The organism is Variovorax sp. P2_H12 (assembly GCF_056403395.1).
Genome location: NZ_JBFUFO010000022.1, coordinates 1 through 23,096, shown reverse-complemented (window position 1 = coordinate 23,096; position 23,096 = coordinate 1). Strand labels below are relative to the sequence as shown.

Below are 23,096 nucleotides of genomic sequence, written 5' to 3'. Positions count from 1 at the left end.
CTTGCTCAGGCCGCGCCGATGCCCGCCACCAGGTGATCGACCGGCTGACCGCCCCTGAGCGCTGCCGTGAAGGCCAGCATGCGATCGATCGGCACCCGCGCGCGACGCCCGAGCGCCGGCTCGACATGCACCTCGCCCGCCCCGGTCTCGAGCACGTGCGCCAGGCCGGCCAGGCCGTTCATCGCCATCCAGGGACAGTGGGCGCAACTCTTGCACGTCGCCGCGTTGCCCGCGGTGGGCGCCGCGATGAAGGTCTTGCCCGGATTCAGCGTGCGCAGCTTGTGCAGCATGCCGCTGTCGGTGGCGACGATGAACTCGCTCGCATCCAGGCGCTGCGCCGCGCTCAGGATGGCCGAGGTCGAGCCGACCGCGTCGGCCAGCGCGATGACATCGGCCGGCGCCTCGGGATGCACCAGCACCCGGGCCGCCGGGTGGGCCTGCTTCAGCAGCTCGAGTTCGAGCGCCTTGAACTCGTCGTGCACGATGCAGGCGCCGCCCCAGCTCAGCATGTCGGCGCCGGTCTCGCGCCGGATGTAGTCGCCCAGGTGCCGGTCGGGCGCCCAGAGGATCTTGCGCCCCTGCGCCGTCAGTGCCCGCACCACGTCCAGCGCGCAGCTCGACGTCACCACCCAGTCGGCCCTCGCTTTCACGGCGGCGCTGGTGTTGGCATAGACGACGACCGTGCGGTCGGGATGCTGCGCGCAGAAGCGATCGAAGTCGTCCGCGGGGCATCCGAGGTCGAGCGAACAGGTGGCGTCCGGATCGGGCATCAGCACCCGCTTGTCGGACGACAGGATCTTGGCGGTCTCGCCCATGAAGCGCACCCCCGAGACCACCAGCGTGCGCGCCGCATGGTCGCGGCCGAAGCGCGCCATCTCGAGCGAATCGCTGACGAGGCCGCCGGTTTCCTCGGCCAGGTCCTGCAGGTCGGGATGAACGTAGAAGTGGGACACCATCACCGCATCGCGCTCGCGCAGCAGGCGGCGGATGCGATCCTTCAGCGCGAGGCGCTCCGCGGCACCCGGCTCGGGTGCCACGCGGGCCCACGCCTGGCGCGTTTCGCAGGCGGCGCCGCCGGCGGCGGCGAGCGGCTGCTCGTAGTCGACGTCGATCAGCGGAAGCTCCATGGTCAGCGTCATGATCAAGCCTCCCGGAACCGCATCGAGAAATCGATCGCCTTGACGTCCTTGGTCAGGGCCCCGATCGAGATCCGGTCGATGCCGGTCTCGGCCAGCGCGCGCAGGCCGTCGAGCGTCACGCCGCCGGAGATCTCCAGCAAGGCACGGGCATCGCCGAGCGCATCATTGCGACGCACGGCTTCTCGCAGCGCGGGCAGGTCCATGTTGTCCAGCAGCACCATGCGGGCCCCGTCGGCCAGCACCTCGTCGAGCTGCGCCAGGGTCTCGACCTCGATCTGCACGAAGGTCGCGCGGCTCGCGACCTCGGCCGCGGCACGCAAGGCGGCGCTGACGCCACCGGCCGCGACGATGTGGTTCTCCTTGATCAGCACGGCATCGTAGAGGCCGATGCGGTGATTGACGCCGCCGCCGATGCGCACCGCGTACTTCTGCGCCAGGCGCAGGCCGGGCAGCGTCTTGCGCGTGTCGACGATCTGCGCCCGCGTGCCGCGCACGGCTTCGACATGGGCCGCGGTCTTGGTCGCCACCGCGCTGAGCAGCTGCAGGAAGTTGAGCGCGGTGCGCTCGGCCGTGAGCAGCGCTCGGGCAGCGCCCGAGATTTCGAGCACGGTCTGGTCGGCCGCGCAGCGATCGCCTTCCGCGACATGCCACACGATCCGTGCGCCGGGATCCAGGTGGCGGACCACCGCCTCGACCCAGGGCGCCCCGCACAGGACGGCGGACTCGCGGGCGAGAACCCGCGCCTCGGCGCGGCGATCGGAGGCAATCAGCGAGGCCGTGAGATCGCCACTGCCAACATCTTCATCGAGGGCCCGCAGTGCATCGGCGCGCACCATGGCGGCCCATTCGGCGGAAGAAAAATCGAGAGTACTGTCCATCTTCATCATCGGTCGCGAGGCCACACACATGCGGCGAATGGCCGCGATCGTAGCAGCGATGCCGATGCGGTCGCCTCGCCTAAATGCACGCGGGCGTAGCGCAAGAGTCGGTTATGGTTCGCCCCGTTTGTCATCCGAGCCAAGAGCGAAGACCTGTGATTTTTCATGAATTCGATGTCCTGATCGTCGGCAGCGGGCTGGCCGGCCTCAGCACTGCATTGCACCTGGCGCCCACGCATCGGGTCGCCGTCATCACCAAGCGCGCCCTGCAGGACGGCGCCAGCCAGTGGGCGCAGGGCGGCATCGCCGCGGTGCTGGCCGAAGGCGACAGCATCCAGTCGCACGTCGACGACACGCTGGTCGCCGGCGCGGGCCTCTGCGACCTGGCCGCCACGCGCTTCGTGGTCGAGCATGCGCCCGAGGCCATCGCCTGGCTGCGCGCGCTCGGCGTGCCCTTCTCGCTCGAAGACGGCGAGCTGCATCTCACGCGCGAAGGCGGCCACAGCGAGCGCCGCATCGTGCATGCGGCCGACGCCACCGGCGCGGCGGTGCAGCGCACGCTGATCGAGCAGGTGCGGCGCACGCCCAACATCACGCTGTTCGAGCAGCACACGCTGGTCGACCTGATCACCGGCCGCAAGCTCGGGCGAACCGACAACGCCTGCCTCGGCCTCCATGCACTGGACGAGGCCACCGACGAGGTGCTGACCTTCCGCGCCCCGCACACCGTGCTGGCCACCGGCGGCGCCGGCAAGGTCTATCTCTACACGAGCAACCCCGACACCGCCACCGGCGACGGCATTGCTGCGGCCTGGCGCGCGGGCTGCCGCGTCGCGAACATGGAGTTCATCCAGTTCCATCCGACCTGCCTGTACCACCCGGACGCGAAGTCCTTCCTGATCAGCGAGGCGGTGCGCGGCGAAGGCGGGCGGCTCCTGCTGCCGGACGGCACCCGCTTCATGCCCGCGCACGACGAGCGGGCCGAACTCGCGCCGCGCGACATCGTGGCGCGCGCCATCGACTTCGAAATGAAGAAGCACGGCCTCGACTGCGTGCACCTCGACATCTCGCACCAGAGCCCGGCCTTCCTGCAGGAACACTTCCCGAACATCCTGGCGCGCTGCGCCGAACTGGGAATCGACATCACGCGCGAGCCCATTCCAGTGGTGCCGGCAGCGCACTACACCTGCGGCGGCGTGCTCACCGACCTCGCGGGACGCACCGACGTGCCCGGCCTGCACGCCATCGGCGAGACCGCCTGCACCGGGCTGCACGGCGCCAACCGGCTGGCCAGCAACTCGCTGGTCGAGTGCATGGTGTTCGCGCGCGCCGCCGCGCAGGCCATCGCCGAGGCGCCGCAACGACCGCGCGCCGAGCTGCCGGCCTGGGACGACAGCCGCGTCACCGACGCCGACGAGACCGTGGTCATCTCGCACAACTGGGACGAGCTGCGGCGCTTCATGTGGGACTACGTGGGCATCGTGCGCACCAACAAGCGGCTCGAGCGGGCGGCGCACCGCATCGCGCTGCTGCAGGGCGAGGTGCAGGAGTTCTACGGCCACTTCCACGTCACGCGCGACCTGCTGGAGCTGCGCAACCTGGTGCAGGTCGCCGACCTGATCGTCCGCTCGGCCCAGGCCCGGCGCGAAAGCCGCGGGCTGCACTTCAGCCGCGACTATCCGACGCTCGCCGCGCCAGCGGCACCGACCATCCTCGTGCCGCCCGCGGGCTGACACCTTCATCTTTTCTCGCACAAAGAAAGAGCTTTCACGCCATGTTCCGCACCCTGCTCAAGTCCAAGATCCACCGTGTCGCCGTCACCGATTGCGAGCTGCACTACGAAGGCTCCTGTGCCATCGACGAAGACCTGCTCGACGCCGCCGGCATGGCCGAGAACGAACAAGTCCACATCTGGAACATCAACAACGGGGAGCGCTTCGTGACCTATGCAATCCGCGGCGAGCGCGGCACCGGCATCATCTCGGTCAACGGCTCGGCCGCGCGCCGCGCCGCCGTGGGCGACCTGATCATCATCGCGGCCTTCGGCCTGGTGCCCGAGGAGCAGGTGGCAGCGCACCGGCCGAAGCTGGTCTTCGTCGACGACGCCAACCGCATCAAGGAAGAGCGCGCCCACATCCCGGTGCAGGCCGCCTCGGGCGAAGCCGTCGCGGCCTGACATCGGGAGCAAGAGGACATGTCATCCCTGCCCGCCGCCGATGCGGCCACCCCCTACGGCAGCCTGCCCCCGGCCTCGCCGCCATCGACTCGCAAGCCGCTGAGCCTGCCGCGCCTGGCCGACATGCATGCGCGCGGCGAGAAGATCACGATGCTGACCGCCTACGACGCCACCTTCGCCGCCGTGGCCGATGCCGCGGGGGTCGAATGCCTGCTGGTCGGCGACTCGCTGGGCATGGTCTGCCAGGGGCTTCCGAGCACCGTGGGCGTGTCGCTCGACACCATGCGCTATCACACCGAAAGCGTGGCGCGCGGACTGCGCCGCACCCAGGGCACGGCGTGGCTCATCGCCGACCTGCCCTTCGGCAGCTACCACGCGTCGCGCGAACAGGCGCTGCACAGCGCCACGCAGCTGATGCAGGCCGGCGCGCACATGGTCAAGCTCGAAGGCGGCGGCTGGACCACCGAGACCGTGCGCTTCCTCGTCGAGCGCGGCATCCCGGTCTGCGCCCATCTCGGCCTGACGCCGCAAACCGTGCATGCCCTGGGCGGCTACCGCGTGCAGGGCAAGGGCAGCGAGGCCGCGGCGCTGCTCAAGCAGCAGGCCCATGCGCTGCAGGACGCGGGCGCCGCGATGCTGGTGCTCGAGATGGTGCCCGCCGCGCTGGCGACCGAACTCACGAACGAACTGCGCCATTGCGCGACCATCGGCATCGGCGCCGGCCGCTGCACCGCGGGCCAGGTGCTGGTGCTGCACGACATGCTGGGCGTCGGCCTCGGCAAGCTGCCGAAGTTCGTGCGCAACTTCATGGCCGATGCGCCGGGCATCGCGCAAGCCATGCAGGCCTACGTGCGCGCCGTCAAGGACGGCAGCTTCCCCGACGACTCACTCCACGCCTGGTAGGCACACGACCATGCACATCGCCCGCACCATTCCCGAACTGCGCGACCACCTGAGCCGCTACCGGCGCCCCGCCTTCGTGCCCACCATGGGCAACCTGCACGACGGCCACCTGGCCCTGGTGCGGCAGGCGAAGCCGCTGGGCGACGTCACCGTGGCCAGCATCTTCGTCAACCGGCTGCAGTTCCTGCCGCACGAAGACTTCGACACCTACCCGCGCACCTGGGACAGCGACTGCGAGAAGCTGCGCTCGGCCGGCTGCGACCTTCTGTTCGCGCCCGACGAAAAGGCGCTCTACCCCGAACCCCAGACCTGCAAGGTGCACCCCGACGGCGCGCTGGCCGACATCCTCGAAGGCCATTTCCGGCCCGGCTTCTTCGTCGGCGTCTGCACGGTCGTGATGAAGCTCTTCGCCTGCGTGCAGCCCCGCGTGGCCGTGTTCGGCAAGAAGGACTACCAGCAGCTGATGGTCATCCGCCACATGGTGCGCCAGTTCGCGCTGCCGATCGAGGTCGTCGGCGGCGAGACCCGCCGCGCGGACGACGGGCTGGCGCTGTCTTCGCGCAACGGCTACCTGGGCGACGCCGCACGCGCAGAGGCCGTGCAGCTGTCGCAGGCGCTGCAGGCCATGGCCGCGGCCGTGCGCTCGGGCGAGCGCGACTTCGGCGCCATCGAGGCGCGCGCCATGCAGGCCCTCAGCGCGCGAGACTGGCAGCCCGACTACATGGTGCTGCGCCGCCGCTCGGACCTGCAGGCGCCGACGGCCGGCGAGCCGCTGGTGGCGCTGGCGGCGGCGCGTCTGGGGAGCACGCGCCTGATCGACAACCTCGAGATCGACGGCTGACGGCCGGTTGCCAAGAAGCGTTGAATTCGTCGCCAAGGCACCAACCAAGGACAGATCGCGGCAAGAGAACTTTCCGGTGATTCTCAGGAAACGTCTCGGACCATTTGCAGAGTGGCGTCCGAGAGTTGGCGTGTAGATTGGGCACAGCCAAATATGACTCGACGAAGCAACAAGTTCGGGTCAAGGCCAACCCAACTATCGAGTCATGAGTATCAAGGGCGAAGTCGCCATTCCGTTCGCGCATCCGGTCTACGTCCGCAGCATCCTGGACTGTTTGAACAGCCGCGGCGTACGGCCGTCGGAAGTACTTGCAAGTGCAGGCCTGGCTTGGTGGCATGAGCTCTGCGACGGGCAGCGCATGGTGGACTTCTCTGTCTTCCGTCGCTTTGTCGCGCATGCCATCCAGTGCAGTGGCGAGCCCGCGCTGGGCCTGATGGCAGGGTCGATGCTCCAGCCGTATCACAGCCCGGTGGGGATCGCAGCAGTGACAAGCGACAGCCTGGGCCAAGGCCTCCAGTACCTGAGTCGGCACGCCAAATTGATCTTCGGGAGCATGGACTTCCAGGTGGACAACGGCCCTCGATGGAGCACCCTCAAGGTCAAGACGCTGCGCCCGCTGTGTGAGACCCACGTGTTCGTCATGCAGTCCGTCCTTGGCGCGCACTGCAGACTGCTCGAGGCGATCCTCGGTCGGCCTGTCGATGAGCTCACGGTAGGGTTGCCCTACGGCCAATCAACACGGTCCCTGAGAACTGGAGTTGGCAAACTTGCAATGTGTCTTCTCTCAACCCGCATGCGGCCGCCAGTTGACCTGTTGAAAGTGAAGCGCACCCGCTCACGGAAACCGGTGATCGACAGCCACGCCGCTGGTGGATAGCCTCGTCCGCATCCACTACAAATTGTTTCATTCGGCCTCATGTCCCACTCGATCTCCCCACGCCCCGCGGCGCGATCGTCAGAGCGGCGCCTCTGGCACTGGCGCCGATGCGGCGCGGCAAGCCTGCTCGTCATGGCGCTGGCTTCCTGCGGCGGCGGCAGCGATTCCGCCGTCTTCATCCCGCCGGCCACGCCGACGACACCGGCGCCCGCCCCTGCGACCTTCACCGTCGGCGGCGAAGTCCGTGGCCTGCAGGGCACCGGGCTGGTACTCCAGAATGCGGCGGGCGACGAGCGTGCCGTGACGGCGAACGGCGTCTTCGTGTTCCCTGCAGCGCAGGCCAAGGGCAGCCGCTACGCCGTCACGGTCAAGACCCAGCCCTCGGGCCCCAGCCAGACCTGTTCCGCGACCCGAGGCAGCGGCACCGTCGGCGATGCCAACGTCACCGACATCTCGGTGGTCTGCTCGCTGCAGGCTTTCGCGGTTCGCGGCACCGTGAGCGGGTTGGCCGGCAGCGGGCTGGTGCTGCAGAACAACGCGGGCGACGACCTCGCGGTGGCAGCCGACGGCGGCATCGCCTTCGCGACGCCGGTGGCCAGCGGTGGCAGCTATGCAATCACCGTGAAGACGCAGCCGTCGGCGCCGACGCAGACCTGCAGCGTCGGGCACGCGAGCGGGTCGGTGGTCGACCGCAACATCGGCGACCCGAGCGTCGTTTGCTCGACGCGCACTTTCCCCGTGTCCGGCGTCGTCAGCGGCTATACGGGCGCCGGGCTGGTGCTGCAGAACAACGCCAGCGACGACCTGGCCATCTCGGCCAACGGCTCCTTCTCGTTCCCCGCGGAAGTCGCATCGGGCGCCGCCTTCCGGGTCAGCGTCCGCACGCAGCCCAACGGTTTCTACTGCAAGGTCACGGCCGGCAGCGGCACGGTGGCGGCCGCTCCCGCGACCGGGGCGGTCGTGGACTGCAGCACGCCGGCCGCGCGCTTCGCCTACGTCGCCGACAGAGCCGGCAACAAGGTGAACGTCTTCGCCATCGATGCGACCACGGGCAAGCTCAACCCGATCGCGGGATCGCCGTTCGCGACCCTCCCCGACGCCACCGCGGTGGCCATCCACCCGTCGGGCAACTTCGCGCTCGTCACGGCGGGCGCCTCCAACCTGTTGACCGTCCAGCGCATCGATCGAACGACAGGTGCGCTCGCCGCGCCCACCTCCTATTCGACAGGCTCCTACCCCTCGTCGGTCGCGGTCACGCCGAACGGCAAGTACGTCGTCGTCGGCAACCAGACCGGCGACAGCGTGCAGGTCTTTCAGGTCACGGACACCGTGACGGGCATGCTCGGCGCATCGGTGGCCACGGCCGTGCTCGGCCCGATCCTGTCCGTCTCGATCGACCCGAGCGGAAGGTTCCTCTACGTCGTGCCCAGCGCCAGGGGCGTCATCGAGGCCTTCTCGATCGACGACGGCACCGGCGCCTTGACCGCCGTGCCTGGCAGCCCCTTCGCAGCCCCCGGCATCGCCAGTCGCGGTGCCGCCTTCAGTCCCGACGGCCGGTTCTTCTACGGCAATGGAGGCTACGTTTCGACGGGCGTGCGCGCCTTCGCGATCGACGCCGCGAGCGGGGCGCTCAGCGCGGTCCCAGGCTCGCCATTCGCCGGGCCGCCCGGCGCGGACATGATCGCGTTCGACGGTTCGGGGCGGTTCGTCTATGTCTCGGAGAACACCGGCGACTCGGTGACCGCCTACACGGTGAACGCCGCCACGGGGGCGTTGTCGCCGCTGCCGGCATCGCCCCTCAACGTGGGCTCCGGCCTTGCGGGTGCGCTGGCTGCGGACCCCACGGGCCGCTTCCTTTTCACCGGGTCGACCGGCGCATGGACCATGACGACCCAGACCATCGATGCGGTCACGGGCGCCCTGGCGACGGGCAGCACGACGCTGGTCAGCGGCGGAGGCGGAAGATCTTCCATCGCGCTGTCGTACTGATCCACCTCCGCCGCGAGCATGCATTCACAATGGCGCGATGCGCATGGAATGGAGCGACCTCCGCATCTTCTTGGCCATTGCGAAGGAAGGCTCGCTCGGCGCCGCCGCGCGCCTGCTCGGCCAGAGCCAGGCCACGGTGGGCCGAAGGCTCCGTGTGCTCGAGGAGGCCATCGGGCAGCCGCTCTTTCTCAGAACGGATGACGGCTTCGTACTGACCGATGAAGGCGCCTCGGTCCTGCCCCGGGCCGAGCGCATCGAGGGAGAGACCCTCGCGCTCCAGCGTGAACTGTCGGGCAGGGATCCGGAACTCGAAGGACTGATCCGCCTCTCGTCCTCGCACTGGTTCGGCGAGCACCTTCTCACGCCGGTGCTCGCGGAGTACGCGGCTCTCCAACCCGGCGTGGTGGTCGAACTGATCACGAGCGCGCGGGCCTACAGCCTCCTGCGACGGGAGGCCGACCTGGTCTTTCGGGTCTACCCGTTCGACGATGCGGAGATCGTGTCCCGTCGACTGATGAGCATCTCCTATGCGGCCTATATCCGGGCAGGCGCCAGACATCCGGCTGCAGGCGACGGCGCCGGGACGGCCCTGGTCACGATGGACCTGGCCTCTGGCGCAACGTCCGATGCGGCCTGGCTGAAAGCGATCCTTCCGAACGCCACCGTGATCGCACGAAGCAACAATCGCGACGTTCAGGCGAGGATGTGCGCACTGGGCGCAGGCCTGGCCGTGCTGCCCCGCCCGCTCGGCGATTCGTTCGCCCAGTTGGAGCGGGTCGACCTCGGCGACGAGCCACCCAGCCGCGACACCTGGTTGGGCTATCACCGCGACATGCGACGCCAGGCCAGACTGCAAGTGCTGCTCAACCTGCTGATCGCACGCCTGGCCAACTGAGCCACGCGCAGTCAGCCGTCGCGACCGGCTACCACCGAACTCCGAAGCCCACGCAGATCGCCAAGACGGCGATCAAGCCGGCCATCACGAACTTGGTCATGCGATCCCTCGGAGGGGGACGTTTCTTGGGCTCGTGGGTCATGTCCGCGCGATTCAAGGGTGCGAAGCTGCTGAAGCTCTGGGGGTCGGTCGAGGGAGGCTGCATGTAAACAATTGTGTTCATCATCCCTACGGGTTCCAAGGAATAAATGCACACCTAAGTACCCATTTTTGAAGTCCCGCTTGAGATGGCGCTCCGGGAAGAAGTGGAGGGACGATCTGGAAGAAACGTGAACTTTTTCATCACTTACCTCTAGATAATTTGCTTTCTTGTAGACATAATTGGTTACATGACGGACAGCAACACAACCCGCGGATGGTGGAACAACGACGTCGACCCGACCGAGCGCATGGCCCTGAGCCAGGCTCACCGGGAACGCACGCGAGCGCAACACGCCGCCGGCTGGCGACGCAACATCGCGCTCGGCGTCCTGCTCGTGGCCGTGCCGGTCCTGATTCGCGTATTGACCTCCGGATGACGGCTGATTTCTACCCAGCGCCGGTGCCCTTGGGCATCGCCCAGCTGCGTAGGATTGCCCTGGAACTGCGCCTGCGAGCGTTGCGCGGCCAACCGAACGCCGATGCCGTCGCCGACGCACTGGATTCCGTGATTCGGGCGCGGCATGCCTCACTCGCCCGCAAGCGTCATGAGCCGGAGCGAAGACCGCTCTGACCGGCTCGCAACCCCTCCGAGCGATCGCCTCGGACTTGAACGCGCACCTGGCGGTGGCTGCTAGGTGCGGTCTCCCGCCTCGTGGCCGAGCATGTCGCCGAGCAGGCGCGTCACCGCCGTCGCCTCGGCCGCGGTGTCGAAGAGGGTCTCGCGGCCGGCACACTGCCCCCGCAGACGAGACAGGAATGAAGGGTCTTCGTGCGCGCGCCGCATCAGCCCCGCCAGGGCCGAAGCATTGCCCACCTCGAAATAGCCGTCGTAGTCACGCCCCAGCAAGCCGACGTTGCCGTCGATCCGGCTCGCCAGGACCGGGACTTGCGCCCGCACCGCCTCGATGACCACGTTGGCGCCGCCCTCGAGCCGGCTCATGTGCACCAGCGCCCGTGCGCTCGCCATCCATTGCCGCGCCACGGGTTGCGGCAGGCCGCCAAGCCAGCGGTAGTCCGGGCATTCGTCCATCGTCAGGCGCGCCTGGTCACCCAGCGCCGCATCCAGTGCGTTGCCGATGTGGACGATGCGAATGCCCGTACCCTGGAGCTGTCGCGCCGCCAGCATCAGCGTCAGCGGGTCCTTTTCGCTGCGCAAGTGCCCGACGGCGACGAAGTCGCAAGGGTAGGCGGCCGGTTCGACGCACGACACACGAGGCGCCGACTGGACGATCACACGCGCCCTCGCCTGGTCGGCCGAGGACAAGCTGTGGATGGCCTCTTGCTGCAGAACCACGATGTGACTGGCACACTGCAGCGAATGCTGCGCTGCCGCGTCCGACGCCAGGTTGCCGTACAGGTCGGTGCCGGTCAGCACCAGCGCGAGGGGCCGCTTCGGATAAGCTTTTCGGAATCGCGCAATCGATTCGGCGGAGCGACGCGCGTGCAGGGCGATCATGGCCCTCGCGTCCTCGCCGTCCCATTGCTGCACGATGGTGGTCGGCGCCCGCGCCGACAGGAACTCCCGCCATCGCGCGGCCGTGTGCCAATTCCCGTTGTTGCTTGATTCGACCGCCGGCGACACGATGACCACAGGAGACTCGTTCATGCCAGCCATGGTGCCACGACCCGCGATCGAAGCGCAGGATGCCCGCCGCCTGGGCGGACAAGCACTGTCGGACGCCATGCGGGACAGTCGTCGCCGCACGCTGTCGCTCGTCGACGACCTGTCCGATGCGCAGTGGCAGGTTCCCCACCAGAACGGCATCAACCCCATCCCCTGGGAGCTTGGCCATCTGGCCTGGTTCGGCGAGTTCTGGATGCTTCGAGGCCCGCACCATGCGGGCGAAGACGGATGGGTCCGGGCGGCGTTGCCGGCTCGGATCGCCGGCCCCGACACCCTCTTCGACTCCGCCCGGCTCGCGCACGCCCTGCGCTGGCAAGCGCCGTTGCCTTCGCGCCAGGAGGTGGGCGACATGCTGGCCGCCCAGTTGGAGGCTTGCATCCAGGCCTTGCCGGACGGCGACGGCGACGACGCGCTGTACTTTCATCGCCTGGCCCTGTTCCATGAGGACATGCATCGCGAAGCCTTCACCTGGATGCGCTCGGCGCTCTGCTATCCCGCACCTGCGGGCACAGGGCTGGCACCGGTTCCCCACGGCAGCCCGATCAAGGTCCCGGGTGGGAGCGTGCGCACCGGTTGGCCTCCGGATCGCCGCGGCTTTGCGTTCGACAACGAAGGGCCGAGCCGCGTCGAGGTGCTTGAAGCCTTTGAGATCGACGCGCGGCCGGTGACGGCGGGCGAGTTCCTGCGCTTCGTCGAGGCCGGCGGCTACAACGAGCCGGCGTATTGGCCGGGCATGGCGGGCGCGTGGCGTTCCACGGCCGCGCGGGGACATCCCGAGCGCTGGCGACTCCACGAGACGGCCGCAGGCAAGGCGTGGCAAGTGCGCTGGTTCGACCGCTGGCTCCCGCTGGACCCGGATCTGCCGGTCATCCACGTCAATGCCTTCGAAGCCGAAGCCTACTGCGCGTGGGCGGGCCGAAGACTGCCGCGCGCGGCGGAGTGGGAGCATGCCGCGGCGCTGCTCGGCATGGCGTTCCATTGGGGCGCCAGCGTCTGGGAATGGACCTGCGACGCCTTCCAGCCGTACCCTGGCTTCAAGGCCGGTCCGTACACGGACTACTCCCAACCCTGGTTCGGAGACCACCGCGAGCTGCGCGGCGGCGCCTTCGCGACGCACGAGCGGATGCACGACCTGCGCTACCGCAACTTCTTCATGCCGCAACGGGCAGACATCTTTGCCGGGTTCCGAACGGCTTCGTGAGGACAACATCCACGGAAAACCACGATGAATCGCACAGCCATCCTCATTGCCCTCTCGCTCGTCTCGTGGGCTGGCGCACAGGCGCAGCCCAGCACGCGCGCGGCGGCTGCCCCGGGCAAGGCCTGGAGCGTCGGCACGCTTCCCGCCATGGCCCTCACCGAAGGCGAAGTGGAAAGGGTCGACAAGGAACACGGCGAAGTCGTCATCAACCACGGCGACCTGCCCAACCTCGGCATGCCCCCGATGACCATGGGCTTCGCCGTGGCCGACAAGCGGATGCTGGACCGGCTCAAGCCTGGCGACAAGGTGCGATTCAACGCGGAGAGCAGGAAGGGCGAAGCGACGGTGACGTACATCGAATCCGCCCGCTGAACGCCACCACCCTTCGTACTTCCCTTTCAGCCGTCAGTCGTCCAGCCTGGCCGTTCGCAACCGGAGGGAGTTGGCGATGACGCTCACCGACGACAACGCCATGGCGGCTGCCGCCACGACCGGCGACAGCAGGATGCCGAAGAAGGGATAGAGCACGCCGGCCGCGACCGGGATGCCGAGCACGTTGTAGCCGAAGGCGAACCAGAGGTTCAGGCGGATGTTGCCCATCGTCGCCCGCGACAACTGGCGCGCCTTCACGATGCCCATGAGGTCTCCGTGCAGCAGCGTCACGCCCGAGCTCTCCATGGCCACATCGGTTCCGGTGCCCATGGCGATGCCGACGTCCGCCGCTGCCAGGGCCGGCGCATCGTTCACGCCGTCTCCCGCCATCGCGACGACGCGCCCTTCGGCCTTCAATCGCTGCACCACCGAGGCCTTGTCCTCCGGAAGCACCTCGGCCACGACTTCGTCGATGCCCAGCTCCCGACCGACCGCCTGCGCCGTCGTCCTGCCGTCGCCGGTGAGCATGACCACGCGGATGTCCGCCTTTCGCAGCGCGGCGATGGCCTGGGCCGTGCTCGCCTTGATCGGGTCCGCGATGCCGACGAATCCGGCCAGGCGGCCATCGATGCCGACGAAGATGACGGTGGCCGCCTTGGCACTGACCGCCTCGGCGGCCTTGGCCAGCGAGGCGACCTCGATGCCGCTCTCCGCCAGGAACTTCGCGCTGCCGCAGACGATGCGGGCGCCGTCCACGACACCGACCACGCCCTTGCCCAGGGGCGAGTCGAAGTCGGCGACGGGCAAGAGCGCAAGCTCGCGCTCCAGGGCGTCGGCCACGATGGCCGCAGCCAGGGGATGCTCGCTGGCTCGCTCCACGCTGGCGAGCTTCTGGAGAACATCGCCGGCCTCGAAGCCTTCCACCGGCTGCACGGTCACGACCTTGGGGCGGCCCTCGGTCAATGTGCCCGTCTTGTCGACCACCAGCGTGTCGACCTGCTCCATCCGCTCCAGCGCTTCGGCATCCCGGATCAGCACGCCGCTTTGCGCACCGCGCCCGACGCCGACCATGATGGACATCGGCGTGGCGAGCCCCAGGGCGCAGGGACACGCGATGATGAGCACCGCCACCGCCGCAATGAGCGCATACGAGAACGCCGGGCTGGGCCCCCACACGAACCAGGCGACGAAGGCGAGCGCCGCCACGGCGATGACCACCGGCACGAACCACCCCGCCACCTGGTCCGCCATGCGTTGAATCGGCGCGCGGCTGCGCTGCGCGGCGGCCACCATGTGGACGATCTGCGAGAGCAGCGTGTCGGCTCCGACTTTCTCGGCGCGCATCACGAAGCCGCCGGTCTGGTTGAGCGTCCCCGCCGTGACCTTCGAGCCCGGCGCCTTGGCCACCGGCATCGGCTCCCCGGTGACCATCGATTCGTCGACGGTGCCCTTGCCGTCGATCAGTTCGCCGTCGACCGGCACCTTTTCGCCGGGACGCACGCGCAGCGATTCGCCCACCTGCACGGTCTCCAATGGAACGCGCTCGTCGGTCCCGTCGGCCTTCACGCGCACCGCCTCCTTCGGCGCCAGGTCGAGCAGCGCGCGGATCGCGCCCGAGGTCTTTTCCCTGGCCCGGAGTTCGAGCACCTGGCCGAGCAGCACCAGCACCGTGATGACCGCGGCGGCTTCGAAGTAGATGGCCACCGCGCCGTCAGGCCCCCTGAACTCGGCCGGAAAGACCTGCGGCATCAGCGTCCCCACGATGCTGTAGACCCAGGCCACCCCCGTGCCCAGCGCGATGAGGCTGAACATGTTCAGGCTGCGGTTCTTGACCGACGCCCAGGCCCGGACGAAGAAGGGCCAGCCGGCCCAGAGCACGACCGGCGTTCCGAACAGAAGCTGGACCCAGTTCGAGGTCTGCTGCCCGATGAGGTGATGGATGTCCATCAGGTGCCCGCCCATCTCCAGCGCAAAGACCGGGACGGTGAGTACCAGGCCGACCCAGAAGCGCCGCGTCATGTCGCGCAACTCGGGGCTCTCTCCGGTTTCGGTCGTGGCCACGACCGGCTCGAGCGCCATGCCGCAGATGGGGCAGTTCCCCGGGCCCATCTGCCGCACCTGAGGATGCATGGGACAGGTGTACTCGATGTCCTTCGAGCCCGCCTTCGGCGCCTGGCTCGGCTGGGACGGCGCGTGGCCGGCGTGCATGCCATGGCCATGGTGACCGTGATGGCCCATGGGGTCGGGCATCTTGGCCGCGTCGAGCTCGGACGTGGTGTCGGGCGTCATTGGCATCTTCGTTCCAGCAATAGTGATGCCGAAGTCTCCACCTTCCCATGGCGGGAAGGTCAAGCCCCGGGACGGCTTTCGCCCGCTTCAGTCCCGAGGCTGCGCAGATGCCGCTACCTGGCAGCGGGCGGCCGCGCGGCCTCCCGGTCCACCATCATCTGCATCATCATTTCCATCATCTCCATGCGCTGCACCATGTCCTTGTGCATGGACGGACCGCCGGGCATCGATGACTTGCCGCCCATCTGGCCCTGCATCGGCATGCCGCCGCCCATCTGGCCCATCATCGGCATGCCGCCGCCCATCTGGCCCATCATCGCCATGCCGTCCTGCATGGCCTTCATATGGACGTTCATCAACGCGGCACGCTCTGCGGGCGTCTTGGCGGCCATCATCTTCTGGTGCATCTCCTGCATCGTCTTCATTTGCTGCTCGAACCTGGCGGGGTCGACCTTCGGTGCGGATTCAGCCGCCGGGTGATGCGCGTCGTGCGCTTCCCCCTGCGGGGCCCCCGAACCGGAGAACGAGGAACAGCCGGCCAGCGTGACCGCAGCGGTAGTGACGAGCATGCTGATGAGCTTCATCGTGGTTCACCTTGTGACGCGAGCGCTCGGAAGCGCGCTCGATGTCACCAGCATGCTCGCGGAGACCCCATGCACCCTTGATGCAGATCAAATGAGTGGTCTCAGGGGCTGCCCTTGCCTATCCGCAGCAACAGCCGCTTCGCTGCGCTGCCGCAGGGCGGGAGGCACCGTCGATGGCCACCGGGCTGTAGCCCGCATCCTTGATGGCGTCGCTCAACGCCTGAGCCGTTGCAGCGGCCGGCTCGATGTGCACCCGATGCGCGGCCAGGTCCACCTGGACTTTGGCGTCGCTGTCGATGCCGGCGACCGCCTTGCTGATGGTGCTCGCGCAGTGGCCGCAGGTCATGTCGTTGACTTCGAAGGTAATCATTGCTTGGCTCCAAAGGGAAGTACTTGAAGCGTTCAGTGTTAACCCTCCCATCATGGGAAGGTCAAGGCCCCCATTCATTTTTTTGTGGCCAAGATGCACCGGCGAATACAGGCTATGCACGCGAGCGCATGACGTCGGGCCGCCGACGCGCGAGACTGGCGGGCTGGCGCCTCACGGCGCATGCACAACCGGGCACCCCCATGAACCACTCTCAGACTTCCCCTATCGACAATGACAGACTGAAGGCCTTGCCGAAGGCAGAGGTCCATGCGCATCTCGAAGGCTGCTTCGAAATCAACTCTCTGGCGCAATGGGCAGCGCAAGCAGGCGTGCCCCTGCCCAGACCACGCGAACGCTTGTTCGAGTTCGAAGGCCTGGCCGACTTCCTGCAGTTCCTTGACTGGGCGTGCGGCCTCGCGTCGACCCGCGAGCGCCTGGCCGAGTTGAGCTACAGCTACAGCAAGCGGCTCGCCGACAGCGGTGCAGGCTACGCGGACGTGATCGTCAACCCGACCCATTGGGAGGCGTGGCAGGGTCGCCTGCCCGACATGATCGACGCCATCGATGCCGGCTTCGCCGCCGCAGAACAGGACGGACTTCCGCCGGTGGGTCTGTGCGTGAGCCTGTTGCGTACGCAATCGGCCGACGCCGCGGCCGAACTGGTCGACACGCTGGTGGCCCTGCGACACCCGCGTGTCGTGGCACTCTCCATCGATGGCAACGAGGCTGCCGCCGGCCGCACGGGCCCGCGTTTCGCCCAGGCGTTCCGACGCGCGGGTGCGGCGGGGCTGCGCCGCACCGTGCATGCCGGCGAGTCCAGCGGCCCCGAGGGCGTTCGGGATGCCATCGAACTGCTCGGCGCCGACCGCATCGACCATGGCGTGCGCGCGATCGAAGATCCGGAGCTGGTTCGACTGTTGGTCGATCGGCAGATACCCCTGGGCATCTGCCCGACCTCCAACCTGACCTTGGGCGTCTACCCTCGCATCGAGGACCATCCCATCGATCGCCTGCGCCGTGCCGGCGTCGCCGTGTCCCTCAACACCGACGATCCGGCCTTGCTGGGGGCCAGCCTGGTGGGCGAGTACGCCATGTGCCGCAAGGCGTTCGGCTGGTCGGATGACGACCTTCGATCGCTGGCACGCCATTCGATCGATGCGAGCTTTGCCAATGCCGACGTCAAGGCACGGCTGATCGAGGCGCTGTCGAACTGGTGAGAAGAGAAGAGGTGGCGTGAGATCATCGGCAGCCGCAGCGCGCGGTATGCGGATGGGCACCTGCGGGAAATCTTCATGCGCGGCCCTGGGGCGGTTCGTCGATGACCGGACAAGGCGGAGATGTCACCAGAGCAAGACTGCGCACAAGGTGGACACGACGAGCCCTGTGACGACGGGAATCAGCAGCGCCCGCACCGCGGACAGCACCGGCACCCGCGCGAAGCCGGCAACCGCGATCAGCGAGGACCACGCAATCAGCGTGCCGCCGCCGGTCCACACGGCACCCATCTGGCCGACCGCGACCAGCGTCGCCGCGTCCATGCCGGCGGCGGGCGCCAGCGCCCCCGACAGGGTGCCGGTGAGGGGCAGGCCGGCAAAGCCGGAGCCGTCGATTCCGGTAATCATGCCCACGATCAGGACGCCGAAGGCGACGAAGGCGTGGTTGTGGGGGATCAGGTGCTGGGCGCTCTGGATCAGCTCGAACAACAGGTGCGGCGGCTTGGCGTCGGCCGCCATTCCGAGGATCGGGCCGGCGGTCTCGCCCGCGCCGATGAAGAAGAAGCCGGCGATCGGCAGCACCGAGCCCATCGCCTTGAAGGCGAACACGAACCCGTCGGTGATGTGGTCGGCGCTGACGTCGAGCATCTTGCGCGGGCCTTCGGCGGCCAGCGTCGCCAGGATCATCAGCATTGCCGCCATGCCGCCCACCAGCGTCGCCGCGGCACCGCCCTTGAGCTCGGGCAGCGACGGCACGACCTTGGGCATCACCATCGTCGCGATGACGGCCAGGAAGGCCAATGGCGTGAGGATGGCGAAGACCTTGGACCAGACGATGCGGCGTGCCGTCAACGCGTGCAGGGTCTTCTCGATCTGCGCATCGCTGAGGAAGGGCGCGTCGCGGCTGGTGCCGCGGGCGATCTCCGCCTTGTCGAAAGTCCCGGCGGCTTCGAATTCGGCGCTGCGGCCATGGGTCGGCTGCCCCTGCCACTTCACGAGCAGGGCATTGCTGGCCGGCACGATGCGGCTCCGCAAGGACAGGTAGGCGATGAGCAGTGCGATGACGCCGGTGATCAGCGACAGCACCAGCGCGCGGTCGGCCACGATCGCGGCCGAGACACCGGCGGCGCGGGCACCGATCCCGGGGGCGACCCCGATCACGTAGTCCGACGACAGCGCCATGCCCTGGCCGGCGATGGCGACCGCCACGGCGCCGGCCAGCGGCGGCAGGCCAGCCGCGATGGCCGCGGGCAGCAGCACCGCCGACACCAGCGGAACGGCGGGCGTCGGCCAGAAGAACAGCGAGATCAGGTAAGTGATGCCGGCCAGCACGAAGTACGCGACATGCCCGTTCTTCATGATTGCGCGGAAAGGCTCGACCATGCGGATGTCCGACTGCAGCGCCTTCAGGGCATTGAGCAACGATGTCATCAAGGCGATGACCAGGAAGATGTTGAACAGCTCCTTGGCCGCGACGAAGCTCGCATTGAAGATGCTGCCGAGCGCCGCCACCGGACTGTGCGTCCAGGCGAGCGCGACGCAGAAGGTGGCGATGATCGACGGCACGACGACGTTGGCGCGGAAGATCATCGTCAGGACGATGGCGCCGACACCCAGCAGGTAGACCCAGTGGGCGGCGGTGATGCTGATGGAATCCATCTGTGAACCTCGTGGAGTTGGGGTTGTTCTGTAGAAGAAAACGCACTAAAACGGTATACAGTATTCCAACAATGCAAAGATCAGGCCATGGGGTAAACGCTCTGAGACGGCTTCCGGCGCGCCTGGATGGTGCGAAAGGCGCTCCGAAAAAGAGCATCGCCATAGGGAAACTCCCCTCTCAGGGTCGGCGTGCGAATGGCTTCAGAGGGGCCGCCATGCTGCATTGCAAGATTGCTTTCTGGCCCGCGTTTTGCATACTGTATTAACTCATCACCACTTGGAGGTTCCCCATGTTCCTGCTTTCGCGCCGTATACCGGCACTTGTTCGACTCGTGCCGGCGCTCGCGATGGCGGCCGGACTGGTGGGCCTTTGCGGCCAGGCCGCGGCGCAGACCGCCAAGCCCCTGACCAAGGTGCGCTACGAGGAAGTGATCCGCTCGGTGCTGTATGTGCCGATGTACGTCGCCTTGAACCAGGGCTACTTCAAGGATGCCGGCCTGGACGTGGGGATGAAGACCTCGCAGGGCACCGACAAGGGCATGGCCGCGCTGCTGTCCGGCAGCGCCGACATCGTGCTGATCGGCCCCGAGGCCTCGATCTATGTGGCCAACAGCGAGTCGCCGGCCAAGCCGAAGATCTTCGCCGGCCTCACCGCGACCGACGGCTTCCTGCTGATGGCGCGCAAGCCGGTCAGCGGCAAGTTCGACTGGAACCAGCTCAAGGGCAAGTCGGTCATGGCCTTCCGTCCGGGCTCGAACCCCGACGTCTTCCTGGAAGCCGCCTTGCGCAAGCACGGCCTCGACCCGAAGAAAGACCTCAAGCTGGTCAACAACATCGGTCCGGCCGCACGCACCGGCGCCTGGATGGCCGGCCAGAACGATTACGCGATCTTCCTGGAGCCGGAAGCCGGCAACCTCGAGAAAGACGGCAACGGCTACGTCATGGCCTCCATCGGCAGCGAAGTCGGTCCGGTCGACTACACCGTGTTCACCACCACCGACGTCTACATGCAGAAGAACCCCGAGGTGCTGCAGGCCTGGACCCAGGCCGTGGCGCGCGCCCAGCAGTACGTGCAGACGGCGCCGGCCGCCGACCTCGCCAGGCAGGTCGCCGAGTTCTTCCCCGGCATGTCGCAGCCCGAACTTGCCAGGGCCATCGAGCGCTATCGCGGCTACAAGCTGTGGAAGACCTCGCCGCTGGTGGAGAAGCCCGCCATCGAGCAACTGCAGGACATGCTCACGGCCAGCGGCGTGCTCGAAAGCGGCAAGCGCGTGAAGTACGAGCAGGTCGTCGTGACCGACTTCGCCAACAAGGCCAAGTGATGGCGGCGCCGGGCATTTCCGCGGCCGGGCGGCCGCGCATCGACGTGCGCAACGTCTCGCTGCGCTACTTCACGCTGCAGGGCGAGACCCAGGCGCTCGACAACATCTCGCTGGCGGTCGCGCCCGGCGAGTTCGTCAGCATCATCGGCCAGTCGGGCTGCGGCAAGAGCACGCTGCTGTCGATCATCGCCGGCATCCTCGATCCCTCGGCCGGCAGCGTGACCGTCGACGGCAAGCCCGTCACCGGTCCGTCGCCCAGCATCGGCTACATGCTGCAGCAGGACTACCTGTACGAATGGCGCAGCATCCTGGACAACGCGCTGCTCGGCGCCCAGATCCAGAAGCGCAACATGCGCGAGGCCCGCGAGCGCGCCATCCACCTGTTGCACAAGTGCGGCATGGGGGATTTCCTGCACCACTACCCGCGCCAGCTCTCGGGCGGCATGCGCCAGCGCGTGGCGCTGGCCCGCACGCTGGTGACCAATCCCGATGTCGTGCTGCTCGACGAACCCTTCTCGGCGCTCGATTCGCAGACCCGCCTGGCGATTGCGGACGAGGTGGTCGAGGTGCTGCGCAGCGAAGGCAAGTCGGTGGTGCTGGTGACGCACGACATCGGCGAGGCGATCGCGATGACCGACCGCGTGGTGGTGCTGTCGCGCCGCCCGGGCCGCATCAAGTCGGAACACCTGATGAGCTTTCCCAGCCACGGCAAGCGGCCGACGCCCTTCGAGGCCCGCGCCCTGCCCGAGTTCAACACCTATTTCGGCACGCTCTGGGACGAGCTCGACGTGCACGTCGAAGGATGACCGTGAGCGCAGAGATGAATGCAACCCCCTCGATGACGATACCCGCCCCGGCCGCGACCTCGCAGCCCGCCTCACCCGGCTCAGCCGCCGGCAAGGCCGACCAGGCGCCCAGCGCGGCCTACGCGAAGTGGCTGGCCCGCCAGCGCCGCGAGAAGACTCTGGTGCTCGCCAGCCGGCTGCTGCTGCTCGCGGCCTTCTTCGGCCTCTGGGAACTGCTGGCCAAGACCAAGGTGGTCAACCCGATGCTCACCAGCTACCCGAGCGCACTGTGGCCGACCTTCGTCGACCTGCTGCTGCACGGCAACCTGGCGATGCACACCTGGGCCACCTTCAAGGCGACCCTGGTCGGCTTCGTGCTCAGCATGGTGTTCGGCGTCGCCATCGCGGCGGGCCTGTGGTGGTCGCGCTTCGCCAACAAGGTGCTCGACCCGTTCCTGGTGGTCGCCAACGCGATGCCGAAGATCGCCTTCGTGCCGATCTTCTACATCTGGCTCGGCTCGGAGTACTCGGTGTACGGCATGGCGGTCGCGATCGCGATCTTCGTGACGATCATGGTCGCCTACGACGGCTTCCAGGCGACCGATCCGAACAAGATCAAGCTGGCCACGACGCTGGGCGCGAGCCGCGCGCAGGTGCTGCGCATGGTGGTGCTGCCCGGCAGCGTGCCGACGCTCATCGCCGCACTCAAGATGAACATCGGCCTGTCGCTGGTCGGCGTGATCGTCGGCGAGTTCCAGTCGGCCAGCGAGGGCCTGGGATTCCTGATCGTCAACGGCAGCCAGATCTTCAAGCTCAACATCGTGATGACCGCGATCGTGGTGCTGGCGTTGATGTCGGCGCTGATGTACCTCGTCATCGCCCGCGTCGAGAGCGCCCTGGCACGCCGCTACGGCTGAGCGCCCGCCAGCCCCAAGGACACACGATGGAATTTCCCGCCTGGATCGTCGACCGCGTCATCGCGCGGCAAGGCACGCTGCACCCCTACCCGCGCTTCGACGCGCGCCGCACCGCCTTCGTCGTGGTCGACCTGCAGAACTACTACACCCAGCCCGGCTTCATGGCCGAGTGCGCGCCGGCGCGCGACACCTTCGGCAAGGTCAACCAACTCGCCGCCGCGCTGCGCGAGGCTGGCGGCACGGTGATCTGGGTGCAGACCTGCTCGGACGGCGCCGACAGCTTCTGGTCGCACCACCACGCCTACATGCTGACCCCCGAGCGCAGCGCGCGCCGGCTGCTCGAACTCGGACGCTCGCACGCCGGCTTCGCGCTGGCGCCGGGCCTGGACGCGCGCCCTGAAGACCCGCGCGTCGTCAAGCGCTGCTACAGCGCACTGGTGCCGGGCTCGTCATCGCTCGACGAAGTGCTGAAGGCGCGCGGCATCGAGACCGTGCTGATCGGCGGCACCGTCACCAACGTCTGCTGCGAGTCGACGGCACGCGACGCGATGATGATGAACTACGCCACCGTGATGGTCGAGGACGCGCTCTCGGCCCTCACGCCGGGCGAGCATGTGCAGTCGCTGCACAACTGGATGCTGTTCTTCGGCGACGTGCTGACCGTCGACGAGGTCGGCACGCGCCTGCGGGCCTAGGCCTGTTCAGGCCTAGACCGAAGTTCCTGAAGTCGCCGAGCGAGTTTTCCTTTGCACGACAAGCATTTGGCGTGAGATCGGGGTTCTGGCTGCTGTCTACATCTGGATCTTCTGGATGAGGTTGAGCGCTCTCTGCTGCTTGGCGTTGGGCGTGGTGAGGACCTC

At 67.9% G+C, this 23,096-nt stretch carries 24 protein-coding genes; 16 read left to right on the top strand and 8 right to left on the bottom strand.

Annotation, left to right across the window (positions count from 1 at the left end; translation table 11 throughout):
- Positions 1-5: 5 nt before the first annotated feature.
- Positions 6-1,127, bottom strand: coding sequence for a quinolinate synthase NadA (gene nadA / locus AC1DYK_RS16850; RefSeq protein ID WP_478167528.1), 1,122 nt, complete (start codon positions 1,125-1,127; stop codon positions 6-8).
- Between the two features lie 14 nt (positions 1,128-1,141).
- A complete protein-coding gene (gene nadC / locus AC1DYK_RS16845; protein WP_478167368.1) occupies positions 1,142-2,017 on the bottom strand; it encodes a carboxylating nicotinate-nucleotide diphosphorylase in 876 nt (291 codons plus the stop codon).
- A 155-nt stretch (positions 2,018-2,172) separates the two neighbouring features.
- Here nadC and nadB point away from each other — a divergent pair, with 155 nt between their 5' ends.
- The 7 genes from nadB (at position 2,173) to AC1DYK_RS16810 (ending at position 9,698) form a co-directional block, all read left to right on the top strand.
- Complete coding sequence (gene nadB / locus AC1DYK_RS16840; protein WP_478167367.1) at positions 2,173-3,750, top strand: L-aspartate oxidase; 1,578 nt, start codon at positions 2,173-2,175, stop codon at positions 3,748-3,750.
- Positions 3,751-3,791: 41 nt separating this feature from the next.
- Positions 3,792-4,193, top strand: coding sequence for an aspartate 1-decarboxylase (gene panD / locus AC1DYK_RS16835; protein WP_442285846.1), 402 nt, complete (start codon positions 3,792-3,794; stop codon positions 4,191-4,193).
- A gap of 18 nt (positions 4,194-4,211) precedes the next feature.
- The gene (gene panB, locus AC1DYK_RS16830; RefSeq protein WP_478167366.1) at positions 4,212-5,096 is read left to right on the top strand and encodes a 3-methyl-2-oxobutanoate hydroxymethyltransferase; all 885 of its coding nucleotides are present in this window, start codon (positions 4,212-4,214) and stop codon (positions 5,094-5,096) included.
- A gap of 10 nt (positions 5,097-5,106) precedes the next feature.
- Positions 5,107-5,937, top strand: coding sequence for a pantoate--beta-alanine ligase (gene panC / locus AC1DYK_RS16825; protein ID WP_478167365.1), 831 nt, complete (start codon positions 5,107-5,109; stop codon positions 5,935-5,937).
- Between the two features lie 205 nt (positions 5,938-6,142).
- A complete protein-coding gene (locus AC1DYK_RS16820) occupies positions 6,143-6,814 on the top strand; it encodes an AraC family transcriptional regulator ligand-binding domain-containing protein (protein ID WP_478167364.1) in 672 nt (223 codons plus the stop codon).
- Positions 6,815-6,946: 132 nt separating this feature from the next.
- Positions 6,947-8,803, top strand: a complete 1,857-nt coding sequence (locus AC1DYK_RS16815) for a lactonase family protein (RefSeq protein WP_478167363.1) — start codon at positions 6,947-6,949, stop codon at positions 8,801-8,803.
- Positions 8,804-8,846: 43 nt separating this feature from the next.
- Positions 8,847-9,698, top strand: coding sequence for a LysR family transcriptional regulator (locus AC1DYK_RS16810; protein ID WP_478167362.1), 852 nt, complete (start codon positions 8,847-8,849; stop codon positions 9,696-9,698).
- 28 nt (positions 9,699-9,726) lie between these two features.
- Here AC1DYK_RS16810 and AC1DYK_RS16805 read toward each other — a convergent pair whose 3' ends face one another.
- Positions 9,727-9,903, bottom strand: a complete 177-nt coding sequence (locus tag AC1DYK_RS16805; RefSeq protein ID WP_478167361.1) for a hypothetical protein — start codon at positions 9,901-9,903, stop codon at positions 9,727-9,729.
- Positions 9,904-10,087: 184 nt separating this feature from the next.
- Here AC1DYK_RS16805 and AC1DYK_RS16800 point away from each other — a divergent pair, with 184 nt between their 5' ends.
- Together AC1DYK_RS16800 and AC1DYK_RS16795 are read left to right on the top strand one after the other, a co-directional pair.
- Entirely contained in the window at positions 10,088-10,276 is a 189-nt protein-coding gene (locus AC1DYK_RS16800) for a hypothetical protein (protein WP_478167360.1), read from the top strand.
- On the top strand, positions 10,273-10,470 hold the full coding sequence (locus AC1DYK_RS16795) for a hypothetical protein (RefSeq protein ID WP_478167359.1): 198 nt from the start codon (positions 10,273-10,275) through the stop codon (positions 10,468-10,470). Before AC1DYK_RS16800 ends, AC1DYK_RS16795 begins: the two co-directional genes overlap by 4 nt.
- 60 nt (positions 10,471-10,530) lie before the next feature.
- On the opposite strand, the gene senB is transcribed toward AC1DYK_RS16795, so the two are convergent.
- The gene (senB, locus tag AC1DYK_RS16790; RefSeq protein ID WP_478167358.1) at positions 10,531-11,505 is read right to left on the bottom strand and encodes a selenoneine biosynthesis selenosugar synthase SenB; all 975 of its coding nucleotides are present in this window, start codon (positions 11,503-11,505) and stop codon (positions 10,531-10,533) included.
- Here senB and senA point away from each other — a divergent pair.
- Complete coding sequence (senA, locus tag AC1DYK_RS16785) at positions 11,390-12,724, top strand: selenoneine synthase SenA (RefSeq protein ID WP_478167357.1); 1,335 nt, start codon at positions 11,390-11,392, stop codon at positions 12,722-12,724. The genes senB and senA overlap by 116 nt on opposite strands.
- A gap of 24 nt (positions 12,725-12,748) precedes the next feature.
- Positions 12,749-13,096 carry a copper-binding protein gene (locus tag AC1DYK_RS16780; protein ID WP_478167356.1) on the top strand — a complete coding sequence of 116 codons (348 nt, stop codon included), beginning with the start codon at positions 12,749-12,751 and terminating at the stop codon, positions 13,094-13,096.
- A 33-nt stretch (positions 13,097-13,129) separates the two neighbouring features.
- On the opposite strand, the gene AC1DYK_RS16775 is transcribed toward AC1DYK_RS16780, so the two are convergent.
- The 3 genes from AC1DYK_RS16775 to AC1DYK_RS16765 all read right to left on the bottom strand — a co-directional run bounded on the left by AC1DYK_RS16775 (position 13,130) and on the right by AC1DYK_RS16765 (position 16,339).
- The gene (locus AC1DYK_RS16775) at positions 13,130-15,304 is read right to left on the bottom strand and encodes a copper-transporting P-type ATPase (protein ID WP_478167527.1); all 2,175 of its coding nucleotides are present in this window, start codon (positions 15,302-15,304) and stop codon (positions 13,130-13,132) included.
- Between the two features lie 194 nt (positions 15,305-15,498).
- Positions 15,499-15,969: a hypothetical protein gene (locus AC1DYK_RS16770; RefSeq protein ID WP_478167355.1), complete on the bottom strand. Its 471-nt coding sequence runs from the start codon at positions 15,967-15,969 to the stop codon at positions 15,499-15,501.
- A gap of 118 nt (positions 15,970-16,087) precedes the next feature.
- Positions 16,088-16,339, bottom strand: a complete 252-nt coding sequence (locus AC1DYK_RS16765; protein WP_478167354.1) for a heavy-metal-associated domain-containing protein — start codon at positions 16,337-16,339, stop codon at positions 16,088-16,090.
- Positions 16,340-16,587: 248 nt separating this feature from the next.
- On the opposite strand from AC1DYK_RS16765, the gene add reads away from it, so the two are divergent.
- Complete coding sequence (gene add, locus AC1DYK_RS16760) at positions 16,588-17,556, top strand: adenosine deaminase (RefSeq protein ID WP_478167353.1); 969 nt, start codon at positions 16,588-16,590, stop codon at positions 17,554-17,556.
- 123 nt (positions 17,557-17,679) lie between these two features.
- Here add and AC1DYK_RS16755 read toward each other — a convergent pair whose 3' ends face one another.
- Positions 17,680-19,212, bottom strand: a complete 1,533-nt coding sequence (locus AC1DYK_RS16755; protein ID WP_478167352.1) for a hypothetical protein — start codon at positions 19,210-19,212, stop codon at positions 17,680-17,682.
- A gap of 290 nt (positions 19,213-19,502) precedes the next feature.
- On the opposite strand from AC1DYK_RS16755, the gene AC1DYK_RS16750 reads away from it, so the two are divergent.
- The 4 genes from AC1DYK_RS16750 to AC1DYK_RS16735 are packed head-to-tail and all read left to right on the top strand — an operon-like array spanning position 19,503 to position 22,931.
- Positions 19,503-20,534, top strand: coding sequence for an ABC transporter substrate-binding protein (locus tag AC1DYK_RS16750; protein WP_478167351.1), 1,032 nt, complete (start codon positions 19,503-19,505; stop codon positions 20,532-20,534).
- Complete coding sequence (locus tag AC1DYK_RS16745; RefSeq protein WP_478167350.1) at positions 20,534-21,340, top strand: ABC transporter ATP-binding protein; 807 nt, start codon at positions 20,534-20,536, stop codon at positions 21,338-21,340. Before AC1DYK_RS16750 ends, AC1DYK_RS16745 begins: the two co-directional genes overlap by 1 nt.
- Positions 21,341-21,372: 32 nt before the next feature.
- Positions 21,373-22,236 (top strand): ABC transporter permease, encoded by an 864-nt coding sequence (locus tag AC1DYK_RS16740; protein ID WP_478167349.1) that lies wholly within the window; start codon positions 21,373-21,375, stop codon positions 22,234-22,236.
- A gap of 26 nt (positions 22,237-22,262) precedes the next feature.
- Positions 22,263-22,931 (top strand): cysteine hydrolase family protein, encoded by a 669-nt coding sequence (locus AC1DYK_RS16735; protein ID WP_478167348.1) that lies wholly within the window; start codon positions 22,263-22,265, stop codon positions 22,929-22,931.
- Positions 22,932-23,096 lie beyond the last annotated feature (165 nt).